The following is a 24523-nucleotide window of genomic DNA, read 5'->3' as shown; positions in this document are numbered from 1 at the left end:
CGCCATTCTCGGCGCAACGCCGCCTCGCTCCCCTTCCCTTTTGACAACTTGAGATTCCGCTCGGCAGCGGCAATCTAAAGTTGTCCCAAGCCCCGCCGACACGCACGACCCTTCGCATAGGCTCGAACCCGATTCGATGCCCTACTCATGCGAGGTTAATCCGTGTCGTCATTCCTGCCGGTCCCCTTGCGCCGCCATACGATGGTCGGCGTTGACATCGGCGCGTCCAGCGTCAAGGTAGTCGAGATATCGGCCGCGCGCGGCGGCCGCGCCATGACGCTGCACCGTTGTGCCAGCGAGCTGCTGGAGAAAGGCGCCGTCGTCAACGGCAGCCTCGTGCAGGTCGATGCCGTGGCGAAGGCGCTTGCCAGCGCGTTGCGCAAGGCCCGCATCCATACGAACACGGCCACGCTCGCGCTGCCGCATTCGCTGACCGAATGCTCCACGGTGTCGCTGCCGGACAACCTCAGCCACGACGAATTCAGCGTGGAGGTCGAGCACGAAGCGCAGCGGCTCTATCCGCCGTCGGAGCCGATCAATTACGACCACGGCGTCATCGCGCACAACCGCGATACCAAGAGCCTGACGGTGCAGGTGGTTGCCGCGCGGCGCGACTCCGTGGAAGAGCGCATCTTCGCCGCGGAAATGGCCGGTCTCAAGCCGGTCGCCATCGAAGTGGAAGAAATGTCGATCCATCGCCTGATGGCATCGCGTGCCCGCGTTCTCGCCGACGGCCAGGCGCGGCCCGGCATCGAGGTCCTCGTCCACCTCGGCGCCACCCGCTCTGCCGCGCTGTTCTATCAGGGCACCACGCCCGTGCATCGGGAGCAGATCAACAGCACCGGCGAACAGCTGACCGAAAGCTGCGCGCGCGCATTTCGCCAGGACATGCGCAAGGCGGAGATCCACAAGCGAAAGAACACGCTGCCACGCGAATGGCGCGTGCAGATCCTCAAGCCGTCCCTCGAACTGCTGGCGATGGAAGTCCAGAGCGCCATCAGCAGCTTCGCGGCGCGCTCCACGCTCGGCGCCGTCGATCACATCCTGCTGTGCGGCGGCCATGCATCGCTGCCGGGTCTCGACGAAGCCGTGCAGGCGCAGACGCGCATCGCCACCGAGATCTTCGATCCATTCGCGCACATGACCATCGGCCGGCATGTCAATCCGCGCTACTTCGAGCGCGATCTGCCCGCGCAGATCGTCGGCGCGGGCCTGGGTCTTCGCGGAGTCGCGCACCCATGAAACCGACATCGGCCACACCTTCGTTAGCGGCGCCGACCACCGCCATGGGCGCCGGCAGCGGGACGATGAATGCACTGCCCATCGTGGACAGCATCAATCTGCTGCCCTATCGCGATCAGTTGCGACAGGCCCAGCGCCGCGAGGCGGCCGTCATGCTCGCCATCGCCTGTGGCATCGCGATCGTGGGACTGCTCGCCGCGCAGACCGTGGTGACGCATGCGACGGACAACGTGGCCCGGCTCAACACCGTCCTCAACGAGGAACTGCGCGAAATCGACAACCGGGTCGGCGAAATCCGCACGCTCGAGGAGGAAATGCAGGTGCTTCTGGCGCGCCAGAGCGCCATCGCGGTCCTGCAGCGCGAACGCATGCAGGCGCCCCTGCTGCTTGCGCAGCTGACGGACTTCGTGCCGCCCACCGTCTACGTCTCGACGCTGGCGCAGAAAGCCGGCGTCGTGACGCTGACAGGCGTCTCTGCCTCCAACCAGGAGATCTCCGCATTGCTCGCGAACATGGGCCGGACGGCCGGCGTTCGCGATCCGCAACTGATGGAGTCGCGCACCAGCACGACCGACGGCGCCGGCGGCGCGCGCCCCGCACGCCGTACCACCTTCGATTTCACCGTCCGGTTCACCCACGACGGCCCGCAGAAAACCGCCGACGACACACGCTCATGAAGATCCCTGCTTACCTTGGCGAACTGATTGCCCAGTTTCGCGACCTCGATGTGCGGGACCCGGCCAGCTGGGAGGCGGCGCCGCGCGCCGCGCTGTCGGTGTGCGCAGGCCTGGCGACATTCGCCGCGGGCTGGTTCCTGCTGATCGGCGACGGCATGGACGCGCTGCAGCGCATGCGCGCCGAGCACGAGACGCTGCGCGAATCGTATCGCGTACGGATTCGCCAGATCGCGAATCTTCCCGCGCTGCGCGCACGGAAGGAAGAAGTCGCGCTGCGCGTGGCCGCCGCGGAGCGGCAGTTGCCGGGCCGTACGGAAATGGACGCGCTGCTCGCGGATATCAACCATGCGGGTCTGCTGCGCGGCCTGCAGTTCGAACTGTTCAAGCCCGAGGTGGCGCGCATCGCGAGCAGCTTCGCGGAGATTCCGATCCGCATTCGCGTGACGGGCCGTTTCGCGGACCTCGCGGGCTTCTCCGGCGACCTTGCCACGATGTCGCGCATCGTCTCGATGCGCGATATCGCCATCCAGCACAACAAGTCCGGCGCACTGGCCATGGAGGCCGATGTCATTGCCTATCGCCTGCTCGAATCGGGCGAACGTTCCGCGCAGGCGGAGGGCAAGCAATGATGTCCGGCGATCCACACCGCTCCCTCGTGCCGCGCTTCCGCAGGCTGTGCGCCGGCGTGCTCGCCACGTTCGCGCTGACCGCCTGCCAGACCTCGGACGAAGAGAAGCTGCGCAAATGGCTCGACACCACGAAACGTGCCTCCGCGGGAGAACCGGCCGAGCTCGCCGCATTGCCGACCACGCCCGCGCAGGCGCCTGTCTCCCCCACCGATATCGATCCGTTCGCGATCGCGCGCCTCGCCGCGCCCGCGCGTTCGGCCAGTTCTCATCCCGAAGCCGAGCGCCGCCGCGAGCCCCTCGAGGACTTTCCGCTCGAGTCCATCCAGATGGTCGGCGTGCTGGAACGCGGCGGCAGGAAGGTGGCCGTTCTGCGCATCGGCGATCAGCTCCACCACGTCGGCGTGGGGCAACACATGGGCCTGCGCCATGGCCGTGTCACGCGCATTACCGATCAGGAGATCGCGCTGCGCGAGTTGGTTCTCGAAGGCGAAACCGATTGGAAGGAACAAATGACTAGTCTGAAGCTGGAGGCATCCTCATCATGAAATCCCGTCGCTGGCGGCGCGTGCTTGGAACAGGCGCGGCGCTCACTCCCGCGCTAGCCGCGCACGTGGCGTTTGCACAGAGCAATTTTGTCAGGCAGGTGGAGTCCACCGAACAGAGCGGCCAGACCACGTTTGTCATCGAGATGCAGTCCGCCATCGTGGGCAAGCCGCTCGACTTCATCACCGAGAAACCCGCGCGCATCGCGTTCGACTTCGACGATACGGGGTTCGCCGCGGGCCGCGCGCGCTACAAGTACGATAACCGGCTCCTCAATGGCGCGGATGTCGTGGAGACCGGCGGCCGCACGCGCGTCGTGCTCGATCTCAAGCGCTCGGTGCCGTATCACACCGCGGTCCAGGACAACAAGCTGATCGTCACGCTGGATACGCCCGCGGCGCTGGCGGCAACCCCGGGCATCACCGCCACCGCGGCGCGGAAGGATGCCGCCTCGTCGTCGTTCGCGGGGCAGCGCATGACGCTGAACTTCCAGAATGTCTCGGTGCGTTCCCTGCTACAGGTGTTCGGCGAGTTCACGGGCCTCAACATCATCACCAGCGACTCGGTGCAGGGCAACCTCACGCTGCGGCTCAACGATGTGCCGTGGGATCAGGCGCTACAGATCGTGCTCGACGCGAAGGGGCTCGATTCCCGCCGCAACGGCAACGTGATCTGGATCGCGCCGAAGATGGAACTCGCGGAGAAGGAGAAGCTCGAGTTCGAGTCGCGGCATCAGGTCAGCGAACTCGAACCGCTGCGCAGCGAGGTCTTTCGCATGAACTACCAGCGCGCCGACGATATACGGCGGATGCTGGTCGGAGAAGGCGGCGCGCAGGGCGCGCTGCGCATGCTGTCGAAGCGCGGCGCGCTGACGGCCGATATCCGCACGAACCAGCTGTTCGTCTCCGACGTGGCCAGCAAGCTCGAAGAGGTGCGCGCGTTTATCGCCAAGATCGATATCCCCGTGCGCCAGGTTCTGATCGAAGCGCGCATCGTGGAGGCCAACGACGACTTCAGCCGCAACCTCGGCGTGAAGCTCGGCTTTGCCGCGCGGTCCAACGGTGCCAACTATGGCAGCGAGTATGGCAACGTCGTGCCGACATTCGGTGCCGGTAACGGCGGTGGCGGTAGCGGAGGGGGCGACGCGACGACGGGCGCGCCCGCCATCAGCTTTCCGGCGGGCGCGTTGCTGGGCTCGAACCCCGCCGCGCTGGCATTCAGCCTGTTCAATGCAAACGCGAGCCGCTTCCTTGCCCTCGAAATCTCCGCACTCGAGGCCGACGGCAAGGGCAAGATCATCTCGAGCCCGCGCGTCGTCACGGCCGACAATATCAAGGCGTTGATCGAGCAGGGTACCGAGCTGCCCTACCAGTCGGCCACGTCGAGCGGTGCCACGTCGGTGAGCTTCAAGAAGGCCAACCTCAAGCTCGAGGTCACGCCGCAGATCACCCCCGAGGGCAAGGTCATCCTCGATGTGGACGTCAACAAGGACAGCCCCGGCATCGCAACGTCGAGCGGCATCGCGATCGACACCAAGCATGTGCGCACACAGGTGCTGGTGGACAACGGCGGTACCGTCATGATCGGCGGCATCTTCATGGAGGACGACCGCAAGCAGGAGACCAAGGTGCCACTGCTGGGCGATCTGCCGCTGATCGGCTACCTGTTCAAGAACGATGCACGCGTCAAGAACCGGAAGGAGCTGCTGGTGTTCCTGACGCCACGCGTGCACGCCGACCTCGAACTGGAGCCGAAGTTCGCCAACGCGCGATAGCCCCCCATCCGGACAACAAAAAAGCCGGTAGCGATGTTTCGCTACCGGCTTTTTCCATGCCGCGCCGCTTCATCAAGGCGACGCGGTCAAGGCGACGCGGCGACCGTGCAATCGGCGGGCACATAAGACGCCCGCCATGCCACGGCATTCGCCGGCGGCGTAACGGTGCACCGCCACGCCCCTTCCGCGCTGCGGTCGAGCCGGATGGCGGCGCCATGGATCACGTTGCTGGCGCGTCCGCCCAGGTTGATCCTCAGATAGCCGGTCTTGGCCGACGGTGTATAGGTCCACAGGCCGTCCGTCCTGATCGCACCGGCAAGGGTGGAATCCACATAGCCGAGATCGATGCTCGTGGGCCTGGTGATGCCGCGGCCAAGGTGATCTTCCACCGCCGTCTTGTAGGCGGCGAGTTCGGACACCGCGCGTGTCATCTGGGTGCGTGCGGTGTATTCCTGGTACTGCGGCACGGCGATCGCGGCAAGAATGCCGATCACGGCCACCACGACCATCAGCTCGATCAGCGTAAAGCCGGCCTGGGCCGTGGGTGTACGGCTTGCAAACATGGTTTCGACTTTCAGAGGTGGGAAAGAGGGGAAAGGGGAGACGGGTGACACGGCGCGAACCGTGTCACCGTGGTGCGGGAGATCAGGTGCAGTTCGAAGGCTTGTACGAGTCCTTCCAGCCGTCCATCGTCGCGGGCTTGATGACACAGGTCCACGTGCCGTCCGCTGCCCGGTTGAGTTCGATGGTCGCGCCATTGACCGAGGTGTTTGCCCGCTGACCCATCGTCACTTTCAGCGTGCCGGTCTTTGTCGCCGTGTCGTACTTCCACAGCGACGCCGCGTTCGGGTCGTACACCGCCGTGAGGTTCGACTGCACATAGCCGATGTCCTTGCTGATGATCGCGGTCTCCCCGCGCAGCAGGTGATCTTCGACACCGGTCTTGTAGGCGGACAGTTCACCGAGCGCGCGCGTCATCTGCGTACGGGAGGTGTAGTCCTGATACTGCGGCACGGCGATGGCGGCGAGCACGCCGATGATGGCCACCACGACCATCAGTTCGATCATGGTGAAGCCGGTTTGTACCGAGCGAGTGGTACGCGAGAAATACATGATGACCCCCAAAGAAAAAAAGGCAATGAACAAGGACGATCGGCCCAATGCCGATCGGCGATGTTCATGACATCACGCAGGGGCAATGCATCTCGCGTTATTGGGAAATTTTGAGAATCGCGCGGGCTACCAGCACTCCGACGGACGCAGGCTGCCGCCGAAGGTCGATTGCCGGCCGGCGTCGTCGAGCGTAAAGGTGCCGCACCGGTCGTCGCGCTGTCCGTCGACGGGTTGGGCGCTGGCAATGTAGCCCTCGCCGTTGTTCCGCAACGTCATCGATACGCGATACCACACCACCCGCCGCGCGCCGGCTGGCAATGGCCCGCCGGGCTGACCGTCGAGCACGTCGAGCGGGAACCTTCCCGGCAGGCCCAGCTGTCCCGCCTTGTCCGCATACACGCCCTGCAGGGCCATATAACGGGCCTGCCGCGCGGCGATATCCATCAGCGTTGCCCGCGCATAGGCCCGGCGCGCCGCGGAGGCATGCTCGCGGTAGAGCGGCATGGCGATGGCCGTCAGCACGCCGAGGATCACCACCACGGTGAGCATTTCGATCAGCGTGAAGCCGCGCGGCACAGGGCCGGCACGCGCGCGGTCGTCCGCGCTCATCGCAGCCTCGCCCAGTTGATGCGTCTGCCTTTGCGCTCGCCGAGGTCGGGATGGATCTCGTTGAGCTTTCCGACGCCCTTCTCCGTCTGCTGCACCATGTAGGTCTTGCCATTCATCGTGAATGTGGTCGGCGTACCGGCGCCATCGAGGCTGATGCCACTCACCGTGATCGCCGGCGTCGCGCCGAGTTCAGGCACGTCGAAGAACGAGCGCGCGCTCGCGCCGCCGCTGTCGAGGCGGACGGCCATCGAATAGCCGATGGCCTCGGGCCTGGTACACGACAATTGGCCCGTGGAACCCGAAGCGGGCGGAATACGCGTGTTGAAGAGCACCATGCTGCCGACCATGGTGGGATCATGGAGGATCTGCTCGTCCGTCGCGGTCAGTTCGAGCCTCCACCCCGACCTCGCGACGCGGCATGCCCCATCGGCCTTCCAGCACACCTGCTCCGTACTGACCGCGCGCAATTCCGGCGCGCCCGGCACGGTGGCCAGCCGGCTGATGGTCTGCACCTGCAGATCCGCGGCGGTCAGCGTGCCCGACATGGATCGCGACGCGTACTGGAAGGCCGGGTGAATGCCCGTGTTCCAGCTATCGAGGTCGCCGTCCCAGACGCCATGCATGCCATGCTGCCCGGGCGAGTATGCGCTGCCCGCGGACAACGTCTGCTCGTAGCGCCTGCCGGTGCCGAAGATCAACATCACGCGGGGCTTCGATCCGGACGCGGGCGTGGCGGCCGCCAGGATGCTCGTCGAGATGGGCTGACCGCCCGTCGCATAGAGCGGCGCCGCCCGGACGCGCCATTTGCCGGGATCGCTGTCGGTCAGGTCGAAGCGCCAGACATTGCCGAACAGGTCGCCGGCATAGACAAAGTCGGTGATGTGGTCCTCGTCGAAGTCTGCCGCCGTGACCTCGACGATGCCATTCCTGCGCTGCAGCTTCAGCGGGTCCTGGGCACGCCCGTGGCCCGTATCGAGATAGTGGAACGTTGCCGCGCCCGCCCCCTTTCCGGGATCCACGATCATGACAAACAGCCCCGCGGATCCATGCGCGCTGTTGTACCCGTTGCCGAACAGCACCGCCCATTTGCCGTTGTGCAGCCGCCGGATCAGCGGCTTGCCGTGCACCATGCCGAGATGCCCGCCGCACTGCGTGACGTTGCAGATGCCGTCCGCGTTCAATCGTGACGACGACCATTCGCCAAGCACCACCGCGGCCGCGTTGCCTTCGCGGAAGGTGGATGGATCGGTAACGTCGAGCGCATAGATCATCCCGCTGGTGGACGTGGTGTCGTCCGCGATGGGTCCGTCGACGCGCGCGCCGCCGCCGAGTCCGCCCACGAGCCACGTATGCCATGCGCCGGCATAGTACAGATCGCCGGAAGCGGGCGTCGCATCGACGAACAGGTTGTGCGCGTACTGTGGCGAGGTCAGGTCGTAGCTTTCCGTGCGTGCGCGCACCACGTCGACCACGGGCGACGGCATATAGGCGAGCGCTTCCACGCCGTCGTTCTGGATGGGCTGGCCGCCTCCCGCGCGAAACCCGTGCAGGAGCCCGTCATTGGCGCCGACATACACCATGTGTTGCCGCTGCGCGTGGCGCGCCTTGAAGGCCGCGTAGCTGCCATCGGGCTCGCCTGCCTGCTCCGAGGCATGCCGCCGGTCCCACCATGGGCCATCATAGGACGCGCCGGGGGCGCCGACCCAGCTCGGGCTCGAATGGCTGATGTCGCCGAGCAAGCCTTGCCGCTTGCGAAGCGTGCCGCCCGCGGCCCTGCCGATTTCGTCCTGGCGCGAACCGCGCAGGTAATCGAGTGCCCGCTCGCCGGATGCCTCTCCCGCGTTGACCGGGCCCAGCGCGGCGCGTTGCGCGTCCGACAGCGAATGCCAGCGGAAGGGAACACCCTGCGCGCCGTTCCAGGTCAGCACGGTCCGATCGCCCGGCACGACCCCGGCCGCGGTCCCGACCACGCCGTCGCACTTGCCGCCGGTGAGCCGGCACGATGCATCCCAGCGCGGACGCTCCTCGAGCTGGATGCGGCCGTCCTGCCGCGCGGTCACGCCGTAGGCGGTCAGCGCCCCCGTCCAGTAACGCTCGTCATGCGCGGTGAAATAGAACTGCGGACCGCCGTCGGTCCGCCGCGCGGGATCCGTCCCCTGCGCGGCGCTGGTTTCGGAGCGCGTTGCCGGCCTGGCCTTGAAGCACGTGATTTCATGGACGTTGCTGCCTTGGCCGGTACTGGCCGCGAAGCCGAAGCGCAGCGTGGCGGGGGGTGTGCCATTCTTCGACGCGATGTCGTAATCCTCGAAAAGCGGCTTGGCGATGCCGCCGTTGTAGCTGTAATGCAGACTGAGGCTGCCGTGCTGGCTCAGGCGCAGCGAGTAGGTAATGGGCTGCGCGTTGCCGCGCGTTGGCATCGCCACGCCTTGCTGGTTCGCCATGACGCTGGGCAGCGAGACCGACTTCAGCAACGGATAATTCGACAAGGCCGTGCGACCGCTGTCCCCGGCCTTGCCGGTCTTGCAGGCATCACGCACCTGCGAACTGCGAAGGCCATCGTTGGCCAGCGAGTAGGTCTGCGGAAACTGCCTGACGAGCCCCGCCCAGTTGGTGTCCCCCGCTCCGCGTACCACGATGTGGTTCGGCCTGCGGCCGACCCCCGTATTTGTCGTCTCTCTGGAATTCGAGAAGTTGCCGTATTCGTCGATGCCGATGCCAAGATAGGCGCCTGCCACGCCATCGTTCTCCGAGGAACCGTTCCCACAGCTATAGCCGAGCGCTCCGCCGGGCGCGCCGATCGACGGCGGAAGGCTGCCATCCGCGAGGAAAAAACTGATGCCGTCCGCGCCCGTACGATCATGTCCGTCGCCGCCATACGTCACCGTGGTGAACGCCAGTTCGATGCCGTCGTGGTTTGGAAACGTAAACTTCGACAGGACCGCGCCACGCTGGCCGTCGCCGTTGCTGCCGCGCGATCGGTAATCGCCATTCGTGAGACGCAGCGCGCCCGCGCCGGGCGAATCGGGTAATCGCCCGCTCGTCCCGCCGACCTGCTGCTTTCCCCGGTAGTAGTCGTGCCCCTGGCAGGCGGGAATCGCGCCGGTACCGTCGCCCGCGGTCAGGCACGCACCCGCCAGCGGTATCCAGTCGTAGCGCGAGGCCTTTCCCGTCAGGTCGTCGTCGATGAACTGCACGCTGCTCGCGCCCGCGGCACCCGCCTGCGCGCGGGCCGTATTGCCGATGGCGAGCAACGCGAGGCAGGCCAGCGAGACGAAAGACCGGCGATGCCGCATGACTGTGCTGCGCATTACTGTGCTCCAAGGTTACGGGCGCCCGTGGTCAGCGCGAAGGCACTGCGCAACACGACGACGGCCCCGTTGCCGACGGCGCCATTCGGGCCGTAGCCCACGGTCGTGATTCTGAACAGGCGCCGCGTGCCACCGGCCGAGGTGCCACCCTGGGCGATATGGATCGCGCTACGCGATGGCGCATTCGCGTCCGGCTGGTTGCCGGGTAGCGGCAGGTACTCGATCCGTTCCGGCCAGGGCGGGCTGGCGGGGGACGCGAGTGCATTCGTGCAGACGCGCGGTCGCGAGGTGCCCGCGTGGATCGCGCCCGCGCATGCCATCGCGGCATCGCCCTGCTCCCGCACGAGCCACATTTCGGCGTATCGCATGGCATCCTCCGCGGCGCGCAACGCGCGCTGCTTGTCGGTGACATTGCCGGCGATGCGTTCCCGCACGGGTACGTTGCGCAATATCGCGACGCCAAGGGCGCCGAGCGCAATGGTCAGGAACAGCGCGAACAGCAGCACGAAACCCCCGCCGCGGCGTTGCATCGATCTACTCACGATTGGTCACCTTCACCACCTGTGTCAATTCCTGCGGGACGTCGCCGCTGGAGAGTCCGTGTGCGAGCTTCAGATCGAACCGCACGGTCACGACCTCGCTCCAGGCCCGGGCGCCTTCCACCCCCGTCGCATCGAGATAGCGCTCGACGCTCTCGTCCCCGTCGCGGTCCAATCCGTAACGAACCCTGAAGTGCGAAACGGCTTCCGCCAGCGTGTAGACGCGCCGGTATGGGCCGACGGTTGCGGACACTTCGCATTCGAGTTTTCCGGCTGCGCCGACCCGAACGGTCTGTACGTACATGGATGCCACATTGACCTGTGGAAGCTGGTCACCGCCACAATCGCGGACGGTCTCGCTCCTGCCGATACGAAGGCGCGTGCGCAGGACATCGCTGCTGGCGCCGCTGGCGCCCCCGATCGCCTGTCCCTGCTTCCACACATCCACCGCATTGAACTGCGCGCGGGGAACGCCGTTGTATTCATCGGAGGGGTAGAAGCCCGCGGTTTGCACGACCTGCGCAAGCCGATCCATGACGCGCATTTCCGAGGCAGTCAGCCGCGCCAGTTGCGTCTGCGCGCGATACGATGTCTTCAGGCTGACGAAGATGCCGAACAGCACGCCCATGACGATCAGGCCGACCGTCATGCCCACCAGCATCGACACAAGCGAGTGGCCCCGGCTTGCCGCGCGCTTCATGGCACGAATCGCATGGACTGCGACGACGTCGTGCCCGCCGACGCGCCGCGCTCGCGCCACGACACCGTGATAGTGCATACCGTTTGCCCGCTGACGGGTTCGCACGACGCGCTTCCTTCCACGCCGCTGAGCCGCCTTGAAAGATCATTGCCCCAGCGCGTCATGTCGAAGCGCGCCAGCCGGGCCGGATCGCACTCGCCCGCGGCACAGTCGGACGCGCTCTTGGCCATGGGCAAGCGAAGGGCCACGGGCGTGGCCGAACCGCTCGCCCAGTAGGCCCGGTTCGCCGATATCGCCGCCGCGAGGCTCTGCATCTGGTGGATGGCATAGGCACGCGTGCGCGACTCCTGCGTGCGCAGCAGCGACACGCCCATCATGCGCATGAAGACGACGGCAAGTATGGACGTGAGCAGCAGTGCGATCAGCGCCTCGATCAGCGAGAAGCCGCCCATGCGCGGTGTACCGTGCGCCATCATGCGCAGGCTCCCTTGCCGCTCCTGACCGTCACGGACTCCGCCTCGACGTTGCTGAAACGCAGGCATCGCGTGATATCCGTGAACGCGGCCGGCACGTCGAAGACCAGGCGCGCGTTCGCGGGCAAGCCGGTGAACATGCCGTCCACGTCGGCGGTCAGGCGGGGCAGCCGCGCATAGGTCGCATGCGCGCCGATGGATACGCCATGCCCCCAGCCACCGCGCCGCCGCAGAAGCTTGTCGCCGGCATCGAAGCGGCCATCGCCATTCACATCCACGAAGATCATCCAGTCGTCCTTCCAGGCGCCACCGGCATCGCAGGCATCGGCCGCGCCCGCCGCCGGGCACACCGTCACCGGCAGCCCGCGCCGCGCCGCCTCGCTGAGGGCAAACGCCACCTCCGCGGCGGCGTCGCCCACCATCGCGTCGACGCGGTTGCCCTGTACCAGCGCGCCAAGCCTCGGCATGGCAAAGACCGCGAGCATCGCCATGACGATCAGTCCCACCAGCAGTTCGATCAGCGTGAAGCCGTGTTCGTTACGCATCGCAGCCATGTCCTACATGTTCACGGCGGAAAGCTTAGGGCGCGCGCGCCGCGAACTCGCAACCTTGAGAAAAATTGAGGTGGGGAACGATCCGCGCAAAGGCAAAGAAGTGTCGGCGACGATCGGCGGGGCATGGCGTGGCCGCACAATCGCCGCGCGCCCTTATCTTTCCAGTACCCACCCAATGTCCATCCGACCCCCGGAACACGAGGACAGGCCCCGCGCCTGGTCCGGCAAGTACCCCGGCTCTCCGAGTCGCTTCCAGCTTCGTCATCCCAGCGTGCCGCGCGACGCCGTTGCCGTCTGCGACGACGACATCGATTGCATCGTCGGCTACCAGCGCGTGTTCGGCCAGATCGGCTATGCGCTCGACCTGCTGGGACAGGCCGCCAAGATCTGGCGCCTGCGCGGCGACGAGCCCCCCTCGGACCCGAATGAAACCCGGCTTGTGATGGGAGAGCTATGGCAGCCCGGCGTCCGCGCGCGTACGCGCGCCGGAAACTGGGGATACGGCGCATTGCTGGGCAAGGACTCGCGCGCGGCGTTGCGGCGTCGCTTCACCGAGCTGGGGAGCGCGCCGCTGTTGCTCGCGCAACGCGCGCTCGAGCAGATGGACCGGCCGGATACCTTCGTGCCGCTCCATATCCTTCGGCTCGCCATGCTGATCGGCCGCAAGAAGGTGGGCGCCGGCGAACTCGAGTTCGCGGCGCTGATCTCCGTTGGCGATGCGAGTACCGGTGGCCAGGTATTCCAGATGCTGACGGTACATACCAATCATGCGGGCACCGTGATCCGGGACTTCGAAACCAAGCCGGTACCGTCATGGATGGTGGATGGCTAGCCGTTGCCGCCGGGGCCGAGAGCGGCCCCGTCTTTCTCGGACAGCCTGCGGCCGCGCCGCGTGCGCGAGAAGTCCACCTGCTCGTCCTGCGGCAGGCTGTCGCCCAGCACTTCCTGCACCATGCTCCAGACGCCGATGCTCTGCCAGTAACGCAGGCGGCGCCAGCAACTGACCCCGGAGCCCACCCCGAGATCGCGCGGCAGCGCATTCCAGCGAATGCCGGTCCGCAACACGTACAGGATGCCCGTGATCGCCGCGCGATCCGAAACCGGCTCGCGTCCGCCGCGCGCTGCCTGAGGCTTGCTGAATGGCATCACGATCGGCGCGATGCGTGCCCAGAGTGCATCGTCCACGATTCCCTCATTCATGTTCGTATTTCCCTTGTAGTGGCAGATGAAAGGAGGCCATGGCGACATGGACTCAAAAAAGGAGGCCATGTCGCCATGGCCCCAAATCCCCTCTCGCTCGACAGGACGTCTCGCCGACAGGCTTTCGTCGCGGGTCGACGAACGTCCCGCTTCACTATGCGGGCCACGAGGGGAGCGATCGTCATTCTTGACGCACCTTGATGTTTCAGCATCGCGCCTGTGACCATCTAATACAGTCGCGATGTGGAGAATCGCATCCGCTCTGGTTAAACTCGCGCAGCACACCATCGACACTCACTGGAGGCTCAATGCGGGGCAGGCTCTATATCGCTCTGCTGGAAGACGACGCCGTGCAGGCAAGCATGATCTCGCGATGGTTGAACGGCGCGAATCACGATGTCGCGACGTTCAGCACGGGCCGCGCGTTCATTCGCACTTTGCAGACAGAGAAGTTCGACGTGCTGATCCTCGACTGGATGCTGCCCGACATGTCCGGCATCGATGTGCTCGCCTGGGCCAGGATGCGGCATCACCGCGCCACGCCCGTCATCATCCTTACGCAGAAGAACGAAGGGCGCGATGTCGCCACCGCGCTCCGCTCCGGCGCGGACGACTTCGTGCGAAAGCCCGTGGATCGCGACGAACTGCTGGCGCGCATCGAGTCGGCCACGCGCCGCAAGGGACACGACCCGCAGTCGAGCATCACCATCGGCGCGTTCGTGCTCGACCGCGTTTCGGGCGCCGCGCGGCGCGGCATGCAGGACATTCACCTCACCGCCACCGAATTCGCGCTCGCGTGGGAGCTGTTCGAGAACGCGGGTCAAATCGTCTCGCGCGAGCGTCTGCACGTCGCCGTATGGGGCCGCAACCACACGGTGCAGTCCCGCACGCTGGACGCGCATATCAGCAACCTGCGCGTGCGTTTCGGGCTGCGCGCCGAGAACGGACTGCGCGTCGTCTCTCTCTACAATCACGGCTATCGGCTAGAGATCGCGCAGACGCATGCCGGCGAGCTGCCGCCGCCCGATCCGCATTTCGGCGACGCCTCGCGGTGATCCGCCTGCCTACGCCCGGCAGTTACTGGCTGCTGGGGATCATGGTGCTGGGCCTGTCCAGCCTGCCGATCGTGTGGTCGATCCAGAACGAGCTGGCGCACTACACGCGGCTGCGTCAGGCGCGCGAGGCGATGACGCTGTTCGTCTCGCTTCTGCAGACCTATGAAGCCGCGTCGATCGAACGCCAGGCCAGCACCGCGCTACTGGGCCGCCTCTCGCCCGAGCAGGCCGTGCAGCGGCGCGAGCAGCTTGCACTCGCGCGGAGTGTGACGAACGAACGCCTGCGCAACATCCAGCACGTACTCGACCGCACCAGCTGCACGCGCTGTGCGAGCCTTGCCGCATCGATGGCGCTCGTGCGCACGCGGCTGGTGCCAGCCCGCGCCGCGATGGACAGATTGCATGCCGACGAGCGGCTGCAGCGCGTCCACGGCGCGACACTCGATGCGATTCACGGGATGATTGCGGCGAACGAGCCGTTCCAGCTGATGCTGAATCAATGCACGCTGATCATCGCCGAATTCAATGCCGACGCCGCGCAGCCGCTGCACCTCGCGCGCATCGTCGCGGACATGCGCGAGTACGCGGTGCGGTTCGGTTCGCTGCTGATCGAACCACTGGTCATGGGCCGCCACCTGACGCGCGACGATCGGGAACGCATCGCGATCATGGAAGGCCGCGTCATGCAGCTGCGCGACCTGATCGCGCTGCGCATGGTTACCAAGTCGTATCGCGGGCAGTTGCAGGCGAGCGCGGACGCCGTGACCGACGAGTACTTCCACAACGCCTACATGTATGCGCGGCAACTGATCGATGCGGGCGAGCGCACGGTGCATCAGACGGTGCAGCCTGCGGACTTCGTCGCCGCCTACAGACAGGGGACCGACGCCATCGCGCGATTCCGCGACGCCACGCTGGTACCGGCTACCACACAGCTCGACGCGCATATCGCGCGCCACGAAGATACGCTGGTCGTCATCACGGTGGTGAGCGGGCTCATCCTTGCCGCGCTGGCGGGCGTGCTGACGCTGTTCCGCGGGCACTACGTGTCGCCGTTGGAGGGCCTTGCGCGCGGGCTGCTGTCGCTGGCGGGACCGCGCGCCGCGACGCTCGCGGGACATCGGGAAGCGATGATGACGAGCCTGTCGCACGATATGCGCTCCCCGCAGGCCTCCATCCTTGCGTTGCTGGACATGGCGCGTACTACAGAGACGTACCGGACCACGCCCGACCTGTTCGCGAAGATCGAGGCCCACGCGCGCCGCACGCTCAAGATGGTCGATGATTTCGTCCAGCTCAGCGAGCTGCACGTGCTGAAGTACCGGCCCAGTGATGTGGATGCCTACGGGATCCTGCTCGATGCCATCGACGCGCTGACCGTCGCGGCGCAGAAGCGCGGCATCACGCTGCAGCCCGATGAGTCGATAGCGTCGGAGGGACGGGCCTACACCGTGCGCGCGGAGCCGGACAGCCTGTTTCGCGCGATCCTCAACGTGCTCGACAACGCGATCAAATATGGCCCCGGCCATGACACGGTGCGATGCGGTATCAGGCGGACACGCCGGCATGTGGAGATCACGATCGCCGATCGCGGGCCGGGCATCCGGCCGCAGGACATGCCGCATATCTTCAAGCGCTTTCGGCGGTTTGCGACGACAGCCGCGATCGGCGACGCGCCCGCCAGCGGAAACGGTCTGGGTCTGGCGTTCGCGCGCGCGGCGGTCAGGAAGGCGGGGGGACAGATCCGATGCAGATCGACGGTGGGGGTCGGCACGACGTTCACCATCGTACTGCCGGTGAAATAACGTGCCCGCGCCAGAACTGCTTGACGGGCTGGCGCGGGCACAAAAAACTACGGATGCGGTGTCCGCAGCGCCTGAATGTTAGGGAAGTTCGGGCAAACCGATTGCCAACAATTGTGTCAGCGCGGGAACCAATGCGCGCAGCCTCACACATGTCAACGAGAGCGATATCTCGCGCGTTGAAAGTCCCGCGCGTCAGCTCACCGTGTCGGTGCGGCCGCCCACCGGATGCGCGTCTTCGGGCGTCGGTTCGCCACGAACCGGCAGCAGAATGGCGAACGTCGCGCCGCGGCCCACATCGCTCTGCACGGTCACGCGGCCGCCGTGACGCTCGGCCACGGTCTTCACGAACACCAGGCCAAGACCGCTGCCCGCGGGACCCTCGGTGCCGGCGGCATCGTGCACGCGGCTGAACGGCCGGAACAGCCGCGCCTGATCGGCGCGCGCGATGCCCGGTCCCTCGTCGACGACCTCGACGGCGACATGTCCGCGCCCGCGGCGCAGGCGCACGGTCACCGGATGTCCTGCCGGACTGAACTTGATCGCGTTGCTGACGAGGTTGGCAATCGCGCGGACGAGCGATGCCGGCACGACGCGCAACGGCGGGCAATCGGGTTCGAGGTCGAGACGCAGCTCGATGCCACGCGCCTTCGCCAGCGCCCATAGTTCGTCCGTGGCATCGAGGATCAGCCCCTGCAGATCGGCGGGCGTGAAGGACAGCGTCTGCGATTCGGCCTGCGCAAGGCGGATGAAATCGTCGGCCAGTGCAAGCGTGCGATGCGCGAGTTCGCCGATGCGCGCGAGCAGCACGGCCTGCGGCAATGCGCGATCGGGTCGCGACTGCAAATCGAGGAGTGCGAGGATCGACGCCTGCGGCGAACGCATGTCGTGCGACAGGAAGTGCATGGTCTGTTCGCGCTGCCGCTCGGCACGGCGCACCGCGGTGATGTCGATAAAGCTGACGATGGCCCCCGCGGGTCGTCCGGTCTCGCCGTGCAGCGCGGCGCCATGCAACAGGTAACGGCGATCGCTCTCGGTGGCCAGCTCCACGCCCTGCGAATCGGCGGACGACACCACCGGCGCATGGTCCTCGAGCGTCGCACACAACGCGTCCCAGTACGCGAGCCCCGGTCCCGGTACCGGGAACAGCGACTCGATGACATCGGGCAGCGCCGGCGGATCGAGCCCATCGACAGACTCGCGCGCATCGCGCGCGTTGATGCCCGACAGCACGGCTGGCACGAGGGCCACCGCGCGCCGGTTGGCGACGAGGATGACGCCATCGGCATCGCAGATCACGGTGGCCTCGGGCAGGCTTTCCAGGCCATCGGCGAGAAAGCGCCGCATGTCGCGCAGCTGCGCGGTCATCCCATACACCGCCTGCATGCTGCCATCGAGCGTGCGGTCATGCGACTGGCGGACGGGATGCAGGCCGGGCTCGCGGGAGAGGCGCTCGACTTCGGCGCTGAGGAAACGCAACGCGGCTTCCTGACGGCGCCAGCTCCAGAGCGGATAGAACAACAGACATCCGAACAAGCCCGTGGCGGGTGCGAACCAGACGTCGGCGAGCGCGACACCGGCCACGCTCGCGCCGACCAGCGCGGCCATCAGCAGCATGGTGGAGATCAGCGCGCCGCGCGGCGTGAGCCGCAATGCCGCGAATGCCGCGAGCCATACGGGTACGAGCGTGCCGCACCAGAACCACAACGTGCCGACGGCATCGATGCCGCCGTCCTCCTCGGCGGCATGCAGGCGCGGCACCACCGCGACATCCATGATCGCGAGGTCCACGCGCGCACTCCAGTTGAAGTGCACCGACGCGCCCATGGCCAGCGTGACGACGGCAACCAGCAGCCCCCATTCGAGCAACGTGCGCTGCCGGAATCGCGCCGGGTCAAGCATCGGCGCTCCCCGCCTCCTCGAACCGATAGCCGTGCGAATAGACGGAAGTCAGCCGCACCCCGTTGTCCGGGCGCAGCGCGAGCTTGATGCGCAGGCGCGAGATATGCGTGTCCAGCGTGCGCGAGCCGGCATCCATCGTGCGGCCCCACACGGCCTGCTCCACGACATCGCGCGACAGCAGCCTGCCGATATTGCGGAACAGGAACAGGGCGAGATCGAATTCGCGTGGCGACAGCTCGATGGCTTCGCCCGCCAGCGTGATGGCGCGCGCCCGCGCATCCAGCACGTACACGCCCTGGCGGATCAGTTGCTCCTGCTGCGCGTCCGGATAGGCGCGGCGCAACAGCGCGCGCACGCGCGCGACCAGTTCCCCGGGGCGGATCGGCTTGGCCATATAGTCGTCGGCGCCGACCGCGAGCCCCGCGACGATGTCGCTCTCTTCGGCGCGGCTCGTGACGAACAGCACGGGCGGCAGGCGGCCCGACTGCTGCCGCACCCAGCTCACGACCTCGTAGCCGCTCATATCGGGCAGTTGCCAGTCGATGACCAGCAGGTCGAACACCTGGTCGCGCAGCGCCCGCAGGAAAGCGGACCCCGTCGCGAAGCTCGTGCACGTGAAGCCCGCCTCATCGAGAAGCGTACGGATCTGCTCGGCCTGACTCTCGTCGTCCTCGACTGACGCGATTCTCATGACATCCCTTTGCGTTACTGCTGCCTCTCTCTGGCGGGCACGGCCAAGTCATGAAGCTCATGTTACCTAATCGCGGCACCGCAAGTCGACCCTGGGGCGCGGCCAAGCGGACATTCGGCGGCGTTCTGTTGCACAACCGCGCCGGAACCGCGCCCGGCGCGGCACGGTGTAAGCCATTCGAAAGGTGGCGCGCGAGCCGGGCCCGCAAAACGCCGTGCAGCAATTCCCATGCCGAAAAGCAAACGCCCGCGGCTGGCGCGGGCGTTGGGGCTGGCGGGGGGGCGCAAGGGGGCGGCGCCCGGGCACACCATTGTTACTGCAGCATGTAGGTTTCGTACTCGAGGCGGTCGAGCTTGCGATCCAGAAGGTACAGCGCCAGCGCCACGACCAGCAGCAGCGACACCGCGAAGCCGTAACCGTACCAGGCCGGACCCAGTTCGAGCGTCAGCCGCGTCAGGACGAAGTTGAGCACCACGAACGTACCGGTCAGCAGCAGCACCTCGCGCCGGCGGTCCAGATAGAAGTAGATGTTCAGCACGCCCAGCAGCACCACCTGCAGGCTCGCGCCGATCACGTCCACGTACAGCAGTGGCAGGTAGAGTTCGGAGATGCCCAGCACGGACAGGACCCAGCGCCCGATCACGAACAGCACCAGCGCCGCGATGGCCTGCACCTTGACGATCTCGTACAGCCCAAGGCGGATGGTCTGGACCATCGTGTTGCGCATGTCCTCGATATGCTCGAGCGAACTGCCGCCGCGCACCGCGTTGTAGAACGCATCGTAGTACTCGACGAAATCGGTCTCGATCCGCACGAGGAATACGGCCATGCCCGGAATGATGGCCAGGTAGGCCAGGAAGACCGGAATGTCGTAGATGATGGACGCGTGAAGCGGACCGACGACCTGCTGGCCCGTGGACGGCGCGTACCAGAACATGAACTTGTCCAGCCAGATGCCGAGGTTGTACAGCAGGCCGATGATCACGAGGCTCGGATACAGGTTCTTGCGCTGGAATACCTCGAACGACATGAACCGCTGGCTCGTGTAGTTGCGGTAGATCAGCGTGATCATGCCCACCAGCAGGCACAGCTGGCCGATGACGAAGCCGCCGAGCAGGCCCTCGAGCCCGCGGCCGCGCAGCGCAAGCGCCGCGAGTACGGTGATCGCGTAGCCGATCAGGAACGTCCACACGATCGCCTTGTACTGCTTCATGCCGGACAGGAAGATGACCGCGATCCAGATGTTGCTCATGATCACGAAGCCCGCCACCATCAGCAGCCGGTACAGCACCGATTGCTCGGTGAAGAAGAACACCGCGCAGCCCACGCCGATCGCGCCGGACAGTACCGTCACCAGCAGCGCCACCGCGTGGAAGTTCGACAGCACGAGGTGGTCCTTGCGCTCGAACAGCCGGTCCGACGTGAACCGCGTGAACGACAGCTGCATGGGCCCGGTCAGGATCAGGCTCACCGCTATCAGGTACGTCACGGACACCTGGAACTGCGTGATCAGCAGCCCCGGCACGACGAAGCCGATGGACAGCAGACCGATCAGCAGAATGCCGACGATCGACAGCACCCAGGGGCCGGAACTGATGACGCCCGCGTAGGCATAGGCGCTCAGCATGCCCGTCAGGCTGTCCCGACGCAGCATCTTGCGCAACTCGAAACCGATGCCGGCCATGTCAGTGTCCTCCGTGCACCGGGCAGCGGGCGGGATTGCCGCTACCGCCCGGGCTGTCTTTGCCGTGGTCCGGCTTGTCCATCAGCGTGCTGTAGAGCTCGCGATAGCTGCCGACCATCCGTTCCTGCGTGTAGTAGCGCTCCACGCGCGCGATGCCCGCCCGTTGCGCGTCCTGCCAGCGCGTCGGGTTGGCCAGCAGCGCGAGCGACGCTTCCGCCAGCGCGGCCGGATCGGCAATACGCACGACGCCGCCGGCGGCGCCGAGATCGGCATCCTCGCCGGGAAGCCCAAAGATCAGCTCGCGGCACGAGCCCACGTCGGTCGTCACGCACGGCACGCCCGCGGCAAAGCCTTCGAGCACGACCAGTGGCAGCGCCTCGGAGATCGAGCTCAGCACCATCACGCCGACCTTGGGCAGCAGTTCGTCGATGCGCTGGAAGCCGAGGAACTTCACCTTGTCCCCAAGGCCGAGCGACTCGGCCAGGCTGCGGCATTCGCGCGCGTATTCCGGATCTTCATCCTCCGGGCCGGCAATCCAGCCTTCCGCTTCCGGATACTCGCGCACCACCGTCAGCATCGCGCGAATGAACGTCTTGATGTCCTTGATCGGCACCACACGGCCGATCAGGCAGAGCACCGGCGGCACGCCGGGCGCGCGCTTCTCGCGCAGCGCCGCCAGCCGCGGCAGGTTGATGCCGTTGGGGATATTGCGCGTGCGCTCGGCGCGCGCGCCGTCCTGGATCTGTCGGCGGCGATTGCCCTCGTACAGCGCGACGATCTCGTCGCCCGCGTCGTAGCAGACCCGTCCCAGCGTCTCGAAGAAGCGCACCCACAGCTCGCGGAAGTAGCTGATCTGGGAGATATCGCGCTCGAACACGTTGCGGTTGTCGCGGATCCACTGGCTCTGGAACAGATCGATCTTGCGTTCCTTCGTGTAGATGCCGTGTTCCGAGACGAGCAGCGGCCGCGCATTGCGGTAACGCAGCATCGCGCCGAGGAATCCCGCGTAGCCCGTGGACACCGTGTGATAGACCTTGGCCGGAATCAGGTTGTCCGCGATCCGCACGAGCTGCCACAGCGGCTTGTGCATGATGCGGATGGTCCAGAAATAGTCGGTGAACGACGGGTCCGTGCAGAAACGGCGGTACTGATCGGTGATCGTCTGCCACGCGCGCTTGCTGTAGAGGAACGCGTCCTCGGACAGCGCCCCGCCCTCGCGCAGCGCGGGCATCAGTTCGCGGATCAGCTCGCCCGCGCGCGCCTCGTTGCCGGGCTCGCGCAGCATCTCGTGCAGCTCGTCCGAACGTGCGAATGCCTTGGCATCGCCGGCGCTGCCATGGACCAGCGGCGGCGGCGGAAAGTCGTACAGGAAGTGCGTCTCCAGATGGACCACGTTGTCGGGCAACGTGTAGGCCATGTCGCCATAGTCCTCGCGCCGGCTGCCGATGAAGACGATGCCGAAGCGGATATCCGGAAACGCCCGGATCATCTGATTGACCCAGCTCGACACGCCACCGCTCACATAGGGGAACGTCCCCTCGAGCAGCAGCATGACGTCGGCGGAATCGCCCTTGACCAGAATCTCGCTCATGATTGCCAGTACCGCAGCAGGGGCCGCACCAGCGGGAGCGGCGAAGGACTGTCGAATGCCGTCATCAGCTTGCGGACGGCGGCGTAATCGCGTTCGAGATAGGCGGCTTCCGCCAGCAGCGGCAGCACGCGGTCGCGCGGAAAGCCGAGCGACTCGGCACGCTCCAGCCATTCGCGCGACTCGGCCGGCGCATTGCGCGTAAGCGCCAGGCGGCCGCGCATGTACCACAGCGAAGCGTTGTCGGGCTGCGTTTCGAGCGCCGCGCTGGCGTAGCGCTCGACCTGGCTCGCCGTGTACCGGTACACGTCGCCCTGCACGAGGTTCTGGTAGATCAGTTCCCAGTACAGGTCGGCCAGACGCTTGTTGATTTCGCCGCGGGCCTGCGGGCTCTCCGCGCTCTCGAGGCGCGGCAGCTCGGCAAGGATCTGCTGCGTCAGCTGCTTCTCGGCGCCATCGAGCATGCCGTAGGCCAGCAGGCGGATATCGTCGGTGCTGTCGGCCAGCAGTTCGCGCAAGACCGGGCTCGAGGTACGCGCGGGCATCGACTGCATCGCCACGAGCGCGGTCATGCGCTCAGGCAGCGGCGCGCGCGTGTTGCCGAGCTGCGCGCGCAACCGCGCCCCGCCGCCGTGCGTGACGCGCTGGATCAGATGCGTCACGAACTCGGGCAGCGTCACCGATGCGATGCCCGTGGCATCGTACTTGCCGGGAAACAGCTTGGCGAACAGCAGGCTGCCCAGGCAGATGAGCGTGCCACCCAGCGGAATGAAGAAGCTGAACAGCGTGAGGTACGCATACGTCCAGCCGAACGGCACGCGAAACCGGCGCGGCAGCAGCAGGTACAGCGCGAAGCCGAGCAGCAGCGCCGCGATGGCCTGCAGGCCGAGGAACGACAGCAGCAGACCGGTGTCGGTCTGCGTGCCGCCCAGCACGCCCCGGAACAGCAGCGCTAGCGCGGCGATCTGGGCGGCGGTGCCGCCGATGGCGAACTTAAACATTGGCCTGGCCTGTTTCGATGCTCGCGGGCGTCAGCGCGCCGTCGCCGAGCTGGCAGCGCTGGAGCAGGCGGACGAGGGCATCCTCGGCACCCGCGGCCGGCACGGAAAGGCTATGCACCGCGATATGCGAGGTCGCGAAGTCCACGCCGAACTGCGCGCGGAGCATGTCCTCGATCCGCACGAGGTAGGCCGACACGGCCGCGCTGTCCGACAGCGGCATCAGCGTCAGCATCGCGCGATGGCTCGGGCTGCGCACGGGCCATGCCACGTCGAGCGCGCGGCGGCTCCGCACGACCTGCTCGAACAGCGCATCGCGCGCTTCGTCCAGGTCGAACACGAGCGCGACCACCGAGCTCTCGATACCGGTCTCGCGACGCAGGCGCGAGAGGCGCGCATAGTCGAGCGCGAACGGATACGGACAGGCGGGCAGCAGCGTCTGGATGCTGTGCGTGGCCGGCGCGTGTTCGACGCCGTCGGCGTAGTAGCCCATCAGCACCATCAGCAGCTGCAGGTTTTCGTACGTCAGCGACAGGAACGGCATGCGCTCGACCACGAGCACGCCGATCAGATGGTCCGAGCCGGCCAGCACGGGCGCCACGGCGACGTAACGCGTCTGCGCGTCCTGCTGCAGACCCGTGGAACGCAAATGCGCGAGCGAACGCGTGTCGATGCAATGCCGCACGAGCGGATCGTCGATATCGAGATCGAACGTCGGTCCGATGCTCGCCGAGGCGCGCGTCGCCACCGTTTCGCCGTCGACCGCATACAACGCGGCCGCTTCGACCTGGCACGCCTGCGCCACCACCTGCAACATCGGCTGCGCGCCCATGAGCGCGCCGCGCGAGCCGTGCGACTTCGCGATGTCTTCCAGCGCCACCGCGCGCAGCTGCGACAGCGTATCGCGCAGCGTGGTCGGGCGAGCCAGCAGATCGTTCTCGAGCCGCGCATGCGAGATGCGCAGCAGATAGTGGTTCTTGGTCAGCGCGGCGAGGCGTTCATCGAGGTAGCGATTGACCGCGCGTGCGCGGGCCAGTCGCGTGCCCCAGATATCGCCGAACTGTCCCGCCACGAGCACCATCAGCAGGCCGCCCAGGAAGAACAGCCGCGGAAACTGGTCGGTACCCGCATGCAGGTTGTCGAAGAAGAACCAGCCGCCGAGCAGCATCAGCACGGCGCCCACGCCGATCAGCGTGCCGTAGCGCAGCGCGAGAATCAGCGGCAGCAGCCAGGCCCACGGGAACCCCATGCCGAGCAGCAGCGGGTTCTGCGGCAGCATCGCGTAGGTAATCGCCATCGCCACCACCATGATGACGATGAGTTCCACCACCGCGGCGCGGCCGCTCACCGCGGGCGCCAGCACGCGCGCATAGCGCCCGCCGAGCCCGATGCCCTGCCCCTGCCGGGTCTTTGCCGTGGAATTGGCCACGTTTGTCCCCTTC

At 66.6% G+C, this 24523-nt stretch carries 23 protein-coding genes; 8 read left to right on the top strand and 15 right to left on the bottom strand.

Going from position 1 to position 24523, the window contains the following annotated elements; translation table 11 throughout:
• The first annotated feature begins 201 nt into the window (after positions 1-201).
• Genes pilM through AAHB16_RS05240 form a run of 5 tightly spaced genes read left to right on the top strand, consistent with a single transcriptional unit; the run spans position 202 to position 4865 of the window.
• Positions 202-1242: a type IV pilus assembly protein PilM gene (pilM, locus tag AAHB16_RS05260; protein WP_150377550.1), complete on the top strand. Its 1041-nt coding sequence runs from the start codon at positions 202-204 to the stop codon at positions 1240-1242.
• Positions 1239-1919, top strand: a complete 681-nt coding sequence (locus AAHB16_RS05255; RefSeq protein ID WP_150376739.1) for a PilN domain-containing protein — start codon at positions 1239-1241, stop codon at positions 1917-1919. The genes pilM and AAHB16_RS05255 overlap by 4 nt, the downstream gene beginning before the upstream one ends.
• Complete coding sequence (locus AAHB16_RS05250; RefSeq protein ID WP_342050289.1) at positions 1916-2548, top strand: type 4a pilus biogenesis protein PilO; 633 nt, start codon at positions 1916-1918, stop codon at positions 2546-2548. The genes AAHB16_RS05255 and AAHB16_RS05250 overlap by 4 nt, the downstream gene beginning before the upstream one ends.
• Positions 2545-3093, top strand: coding sequence for a pilus assembly protein PilP (locus tag AAHB16_RS05245; RefSeq protein WP_150376737.1), 549 nt, complete (start codon positions 2545-2547; stop codon positions 3091-3093). The genes AAHB16_RS05250 and AAHB16_RS05245 overlap by 4 nt, the downstream gene beginning before the upstream one ends.
• Entirely contained in the window at positions 3090-4865 is a 1776-nt protein-coding gene (locus tag AAHB16_RS05240; RefSeq protein WP_342050288.1) for a type IV pilus secretin PilQ, read from the top strand. The genes AAHB16_RS05245 and AAHB16_RS05240 overlap by 4 nt, the downstream gene beginning before the upstream one ends.
• Positions 4866-4951: 86 nt before the next feature.
• Here AAHB16_RS05240 and AAHB16_RS05235 read toward each other — a convergent pair whose 3' ends face one another.
• From AAHB16_RS05235 to AAHB16_RS05200, 8 genes are all read right to left on the bottom strand, one after another.
• Positions 4952-5428, bottom strand: a complete 477-nt coding sequence (locus AAHB16_RS05235; protein WP_150376735.1) for a pilin — start codon at positions 5426-5428, stop codon at positions 4952-4954.
• 82 nt (positions 5429-5510) lie between these two features.
• A complete protein-coding gene (locus AAHB16_RS05230) occupies positions 5511-5933 on the bottom strand; it encodes a pilin (protein ID WP_411859860.1) in 423 nt (140 codons plus the stop codon).
• 171 nt (positions 5934-6104) lie between these two features.
• Positions 6105-6587, bottom strand: coding sequence for a type IV pilin protein (locus tag AAHB16_RS05225; protein ID WP_150377548.1), 483 nt, complete (start codon positions 6585-6587; stop codon positions 6105-6107).
• Positions 6584-9895 carry a pilus assembly protein gene (locus tag AAHB16_RS05220; RefSeq protein WP_150376733.1) on the bottom strand — a complete coding sequence of 1104 codons (3312 nt, stop codon included), beginning with the start codon at positions 9893-9895 and terminating at the stop codon, positions 6584-6586. Before AAHB16_RS05220 ends, AAHB16_RS05225 begins: the two co-directional genes overlap by 4 nt.
• The gene (locus tag AAHB16_RS05215; protein WP_150376732.1) at positions 9895-10437 is read right to left on the bottom strand and encodes a pilus assembly PilX family protein; all 543 of its coding nucleotides are present in this window, start codon (positions 10435-10437) and stop codon (positions 9895-9897) included. The genes AAHB16_RS05220 and AAHB16_RS05215 overlap by 1 nt, the downstream gene beginning before the upstream one ends.
• The gene (locus AAHB16_RS05210; protein ID WP_191002302.1) at positions 10430-11134 is read right to left on the bottom strand and encodes a PilW family protein; all 705 of its coding nucleotides are present in this window, start codon (positions 11132-11134) and stop codon (positions 10430-10432) included. Before AAHB16_RS05210 ends, AAHB16_RS05215 begins: the two co-directional genes overlap by 8 nt.
• Positions 11131-11610, bottom strand: coding sequence for a prepilin-type N-terminal cleavage/methylation domain-containing protein (locus AAHB16_RS05205; RefSeq protein ID WP_150376728.1), 480 nt, complete (start codon positions 11608-11610; stop codon positions 11131-11133). Before AAHB16_RS05205 ends, AAHB16_RS05210 begins: the two co-directional genes overlap by 4 nt.
• Positions 11607-12152, bottom strand: a complete 546-nt coding sequence (locus AAHB16_RS05200; RefSeq protein WP_191002301.1) for a GspH/FimT family pseudopilin — start codon at positions 12150-12152, stop codon at positions 11607-11609. The genes AAHB16_RS05205 and AAHB16_RS05200 overlap by 4 nt, the downstream gene beginning before the upstream one ends.
• Before the next feature lie 7 nt (positions 12153-12159).
• Here AAHB16_RS05200 and AAHB16_RS05195 point away from each other — a divergent pair, with 7 nt between their 5' ends.
• A complete protein-coding gene (locus AAHB16_RS05195; RefSeq protein ID WP_150376726.1) occupies positions 12160-12993 on the top strand; it encodes a hypothetical protein in 834 nt (277 codons plus the stop codon).
• Here the strand turns inward: AAHB16_RS05195 and AAHB16_RS05190 are convergent.
• The gene (locus AAHB16_RS05190; RefSeq protein ID WP_191002300.1) at positions 12990-13361 is read right to left on the bottom strand and encodes a transposase; all 372 of its coding nucleotides are present in this window, start codon (positions 13359-13361) and stop codon (positions 12990-12992) included. The two genes, AAHB16_RS05195 and AAHB16_RS05190, sit on opposite strands and share 4 nt — an antisense overlap.
• Before the next feature lie 308 nt (positions 13362-13669).
• Between AAHB16_RS05190 and AAHB16_RS05185 the strand changes: the two genes are divergently transcribed.
• Complete coding sequence (locus tag AAHB16_RS05185; protein ID WP_191002299.1) at positions 13670-14416, top strand: response regulator transcription factor; 747 nt, start codon at positions 13670-13672, stop codon at positions 14414-14416.
• On the top strand, positions 14413-16221 hold the full coding sequence (locus AAHB16_RS05180) for a sensor histidine kinase (RefSeq protein ID WP_150376720.1): 1809 nt from the start codon (positions 14413-14415) through the stop codon (positions 16219-16221). The genes AAHB16_RS05185 and AAHB16_RS05180 overlap by 4 nt, the downstream gene beginning before the upstream one ends.
• A gap of 192 nt (positions 16222-16413) precedes the next feature.
• On the opposite strand, the gene AAHB16_RS05175 is transcribed toward AAHB16_RS05180, so the two are convergent.
• From AAHB16_RS05175 to AAHB16_RS05150, 6 genes are all read right to left on the bottom strand, one after another.
• Complete coding sequence (locus tag AAHB16_RS05175; protein WP_342050287.1) at positions 16414-18120, bottom strand: ATP-binding protein; 1707 nt, start codon at positions 18118-18120, stop codon at positions 16414-16416.
• Positions 18113-18811 carry a response regulator transcription factor gene (locus AAHB16_RS05170; RefSeq protein WP_150376716.1) on the bottom strand — a complete coding sequence of 233 codons (699 nt, stop codon included), beginning with the start codon at positions 18809-18811 and terminating at the stop codon, positions 18113-18115. The genes AAHB16_RS05175 and AAHB16_RS05170 overlap by 8 nt, the downstream gene beginning before the upstream one ends.
• Before the next feature lie 313 nt (positions 18812-19124).
• Entirely contained in the window at positions 19125-20495 is a 1371-nt protein-coding gene (pelG, locus tag AAHB16_RS05165; RefSeq protein WP_150376714.1) for an exopolysaccharide Pel transporter PelG, read from the bottom strand.
• A gap of 1 nt (position 20496) precedes the next feature.
• A complete protein-coding gene (pelF, locus tag AAHB16_RS05160; protein WP_150376712.1) occupies positions 20497-22086 on the bottom strand; it encodes a GT4 family glycosyltransferase PelF in 1590 nt (529 codons plus the stop codon).
• Positions 22083-23084: a lipopolysaccharide N-acetylglucosaminyl transferase gene (locus AAHB16_RS05155; protein ID WP_150376710.1), complete on the bottom strand. Its 1002-nt coding sequence runs from the start codon at positions 23082-23084 to the stop codon at positions 22083-22085. The genes pelF and AAHB16_RS05155 overlap by 4 nt, the downstream gene beginning before the upstream one ends.
• A complete protein-coding gene (locus tag AAHB16_RS05150; protein WP_150376708.1) occupies positions 23077-24510 on the bottom strand; it encodes a PelD GGDEF domain-containing protein in 1434 nt (477 codons plus the stop codon). The genes AAHB16_RS05155 and AAHB16_RS05150 overlap by 8 nt, the downstream gene beginning before the upstream one ends.
• Positions 24511-24523 lie beyond the last annotated feature (13 nt).

Source organism: Cupriavidus sp. OTU4054 (assembly GCF_038440175.1).
Lineage (GTDB): Bacteria > Pseudomonadota > Gammaproteobacteria > Burkholderiales > Burkholderiaceae > Cupriavidus > Cupriavidus pauculus_D.
This window is presented reverse-complemented; position numbering and strand designations above follow the sequence as displayed.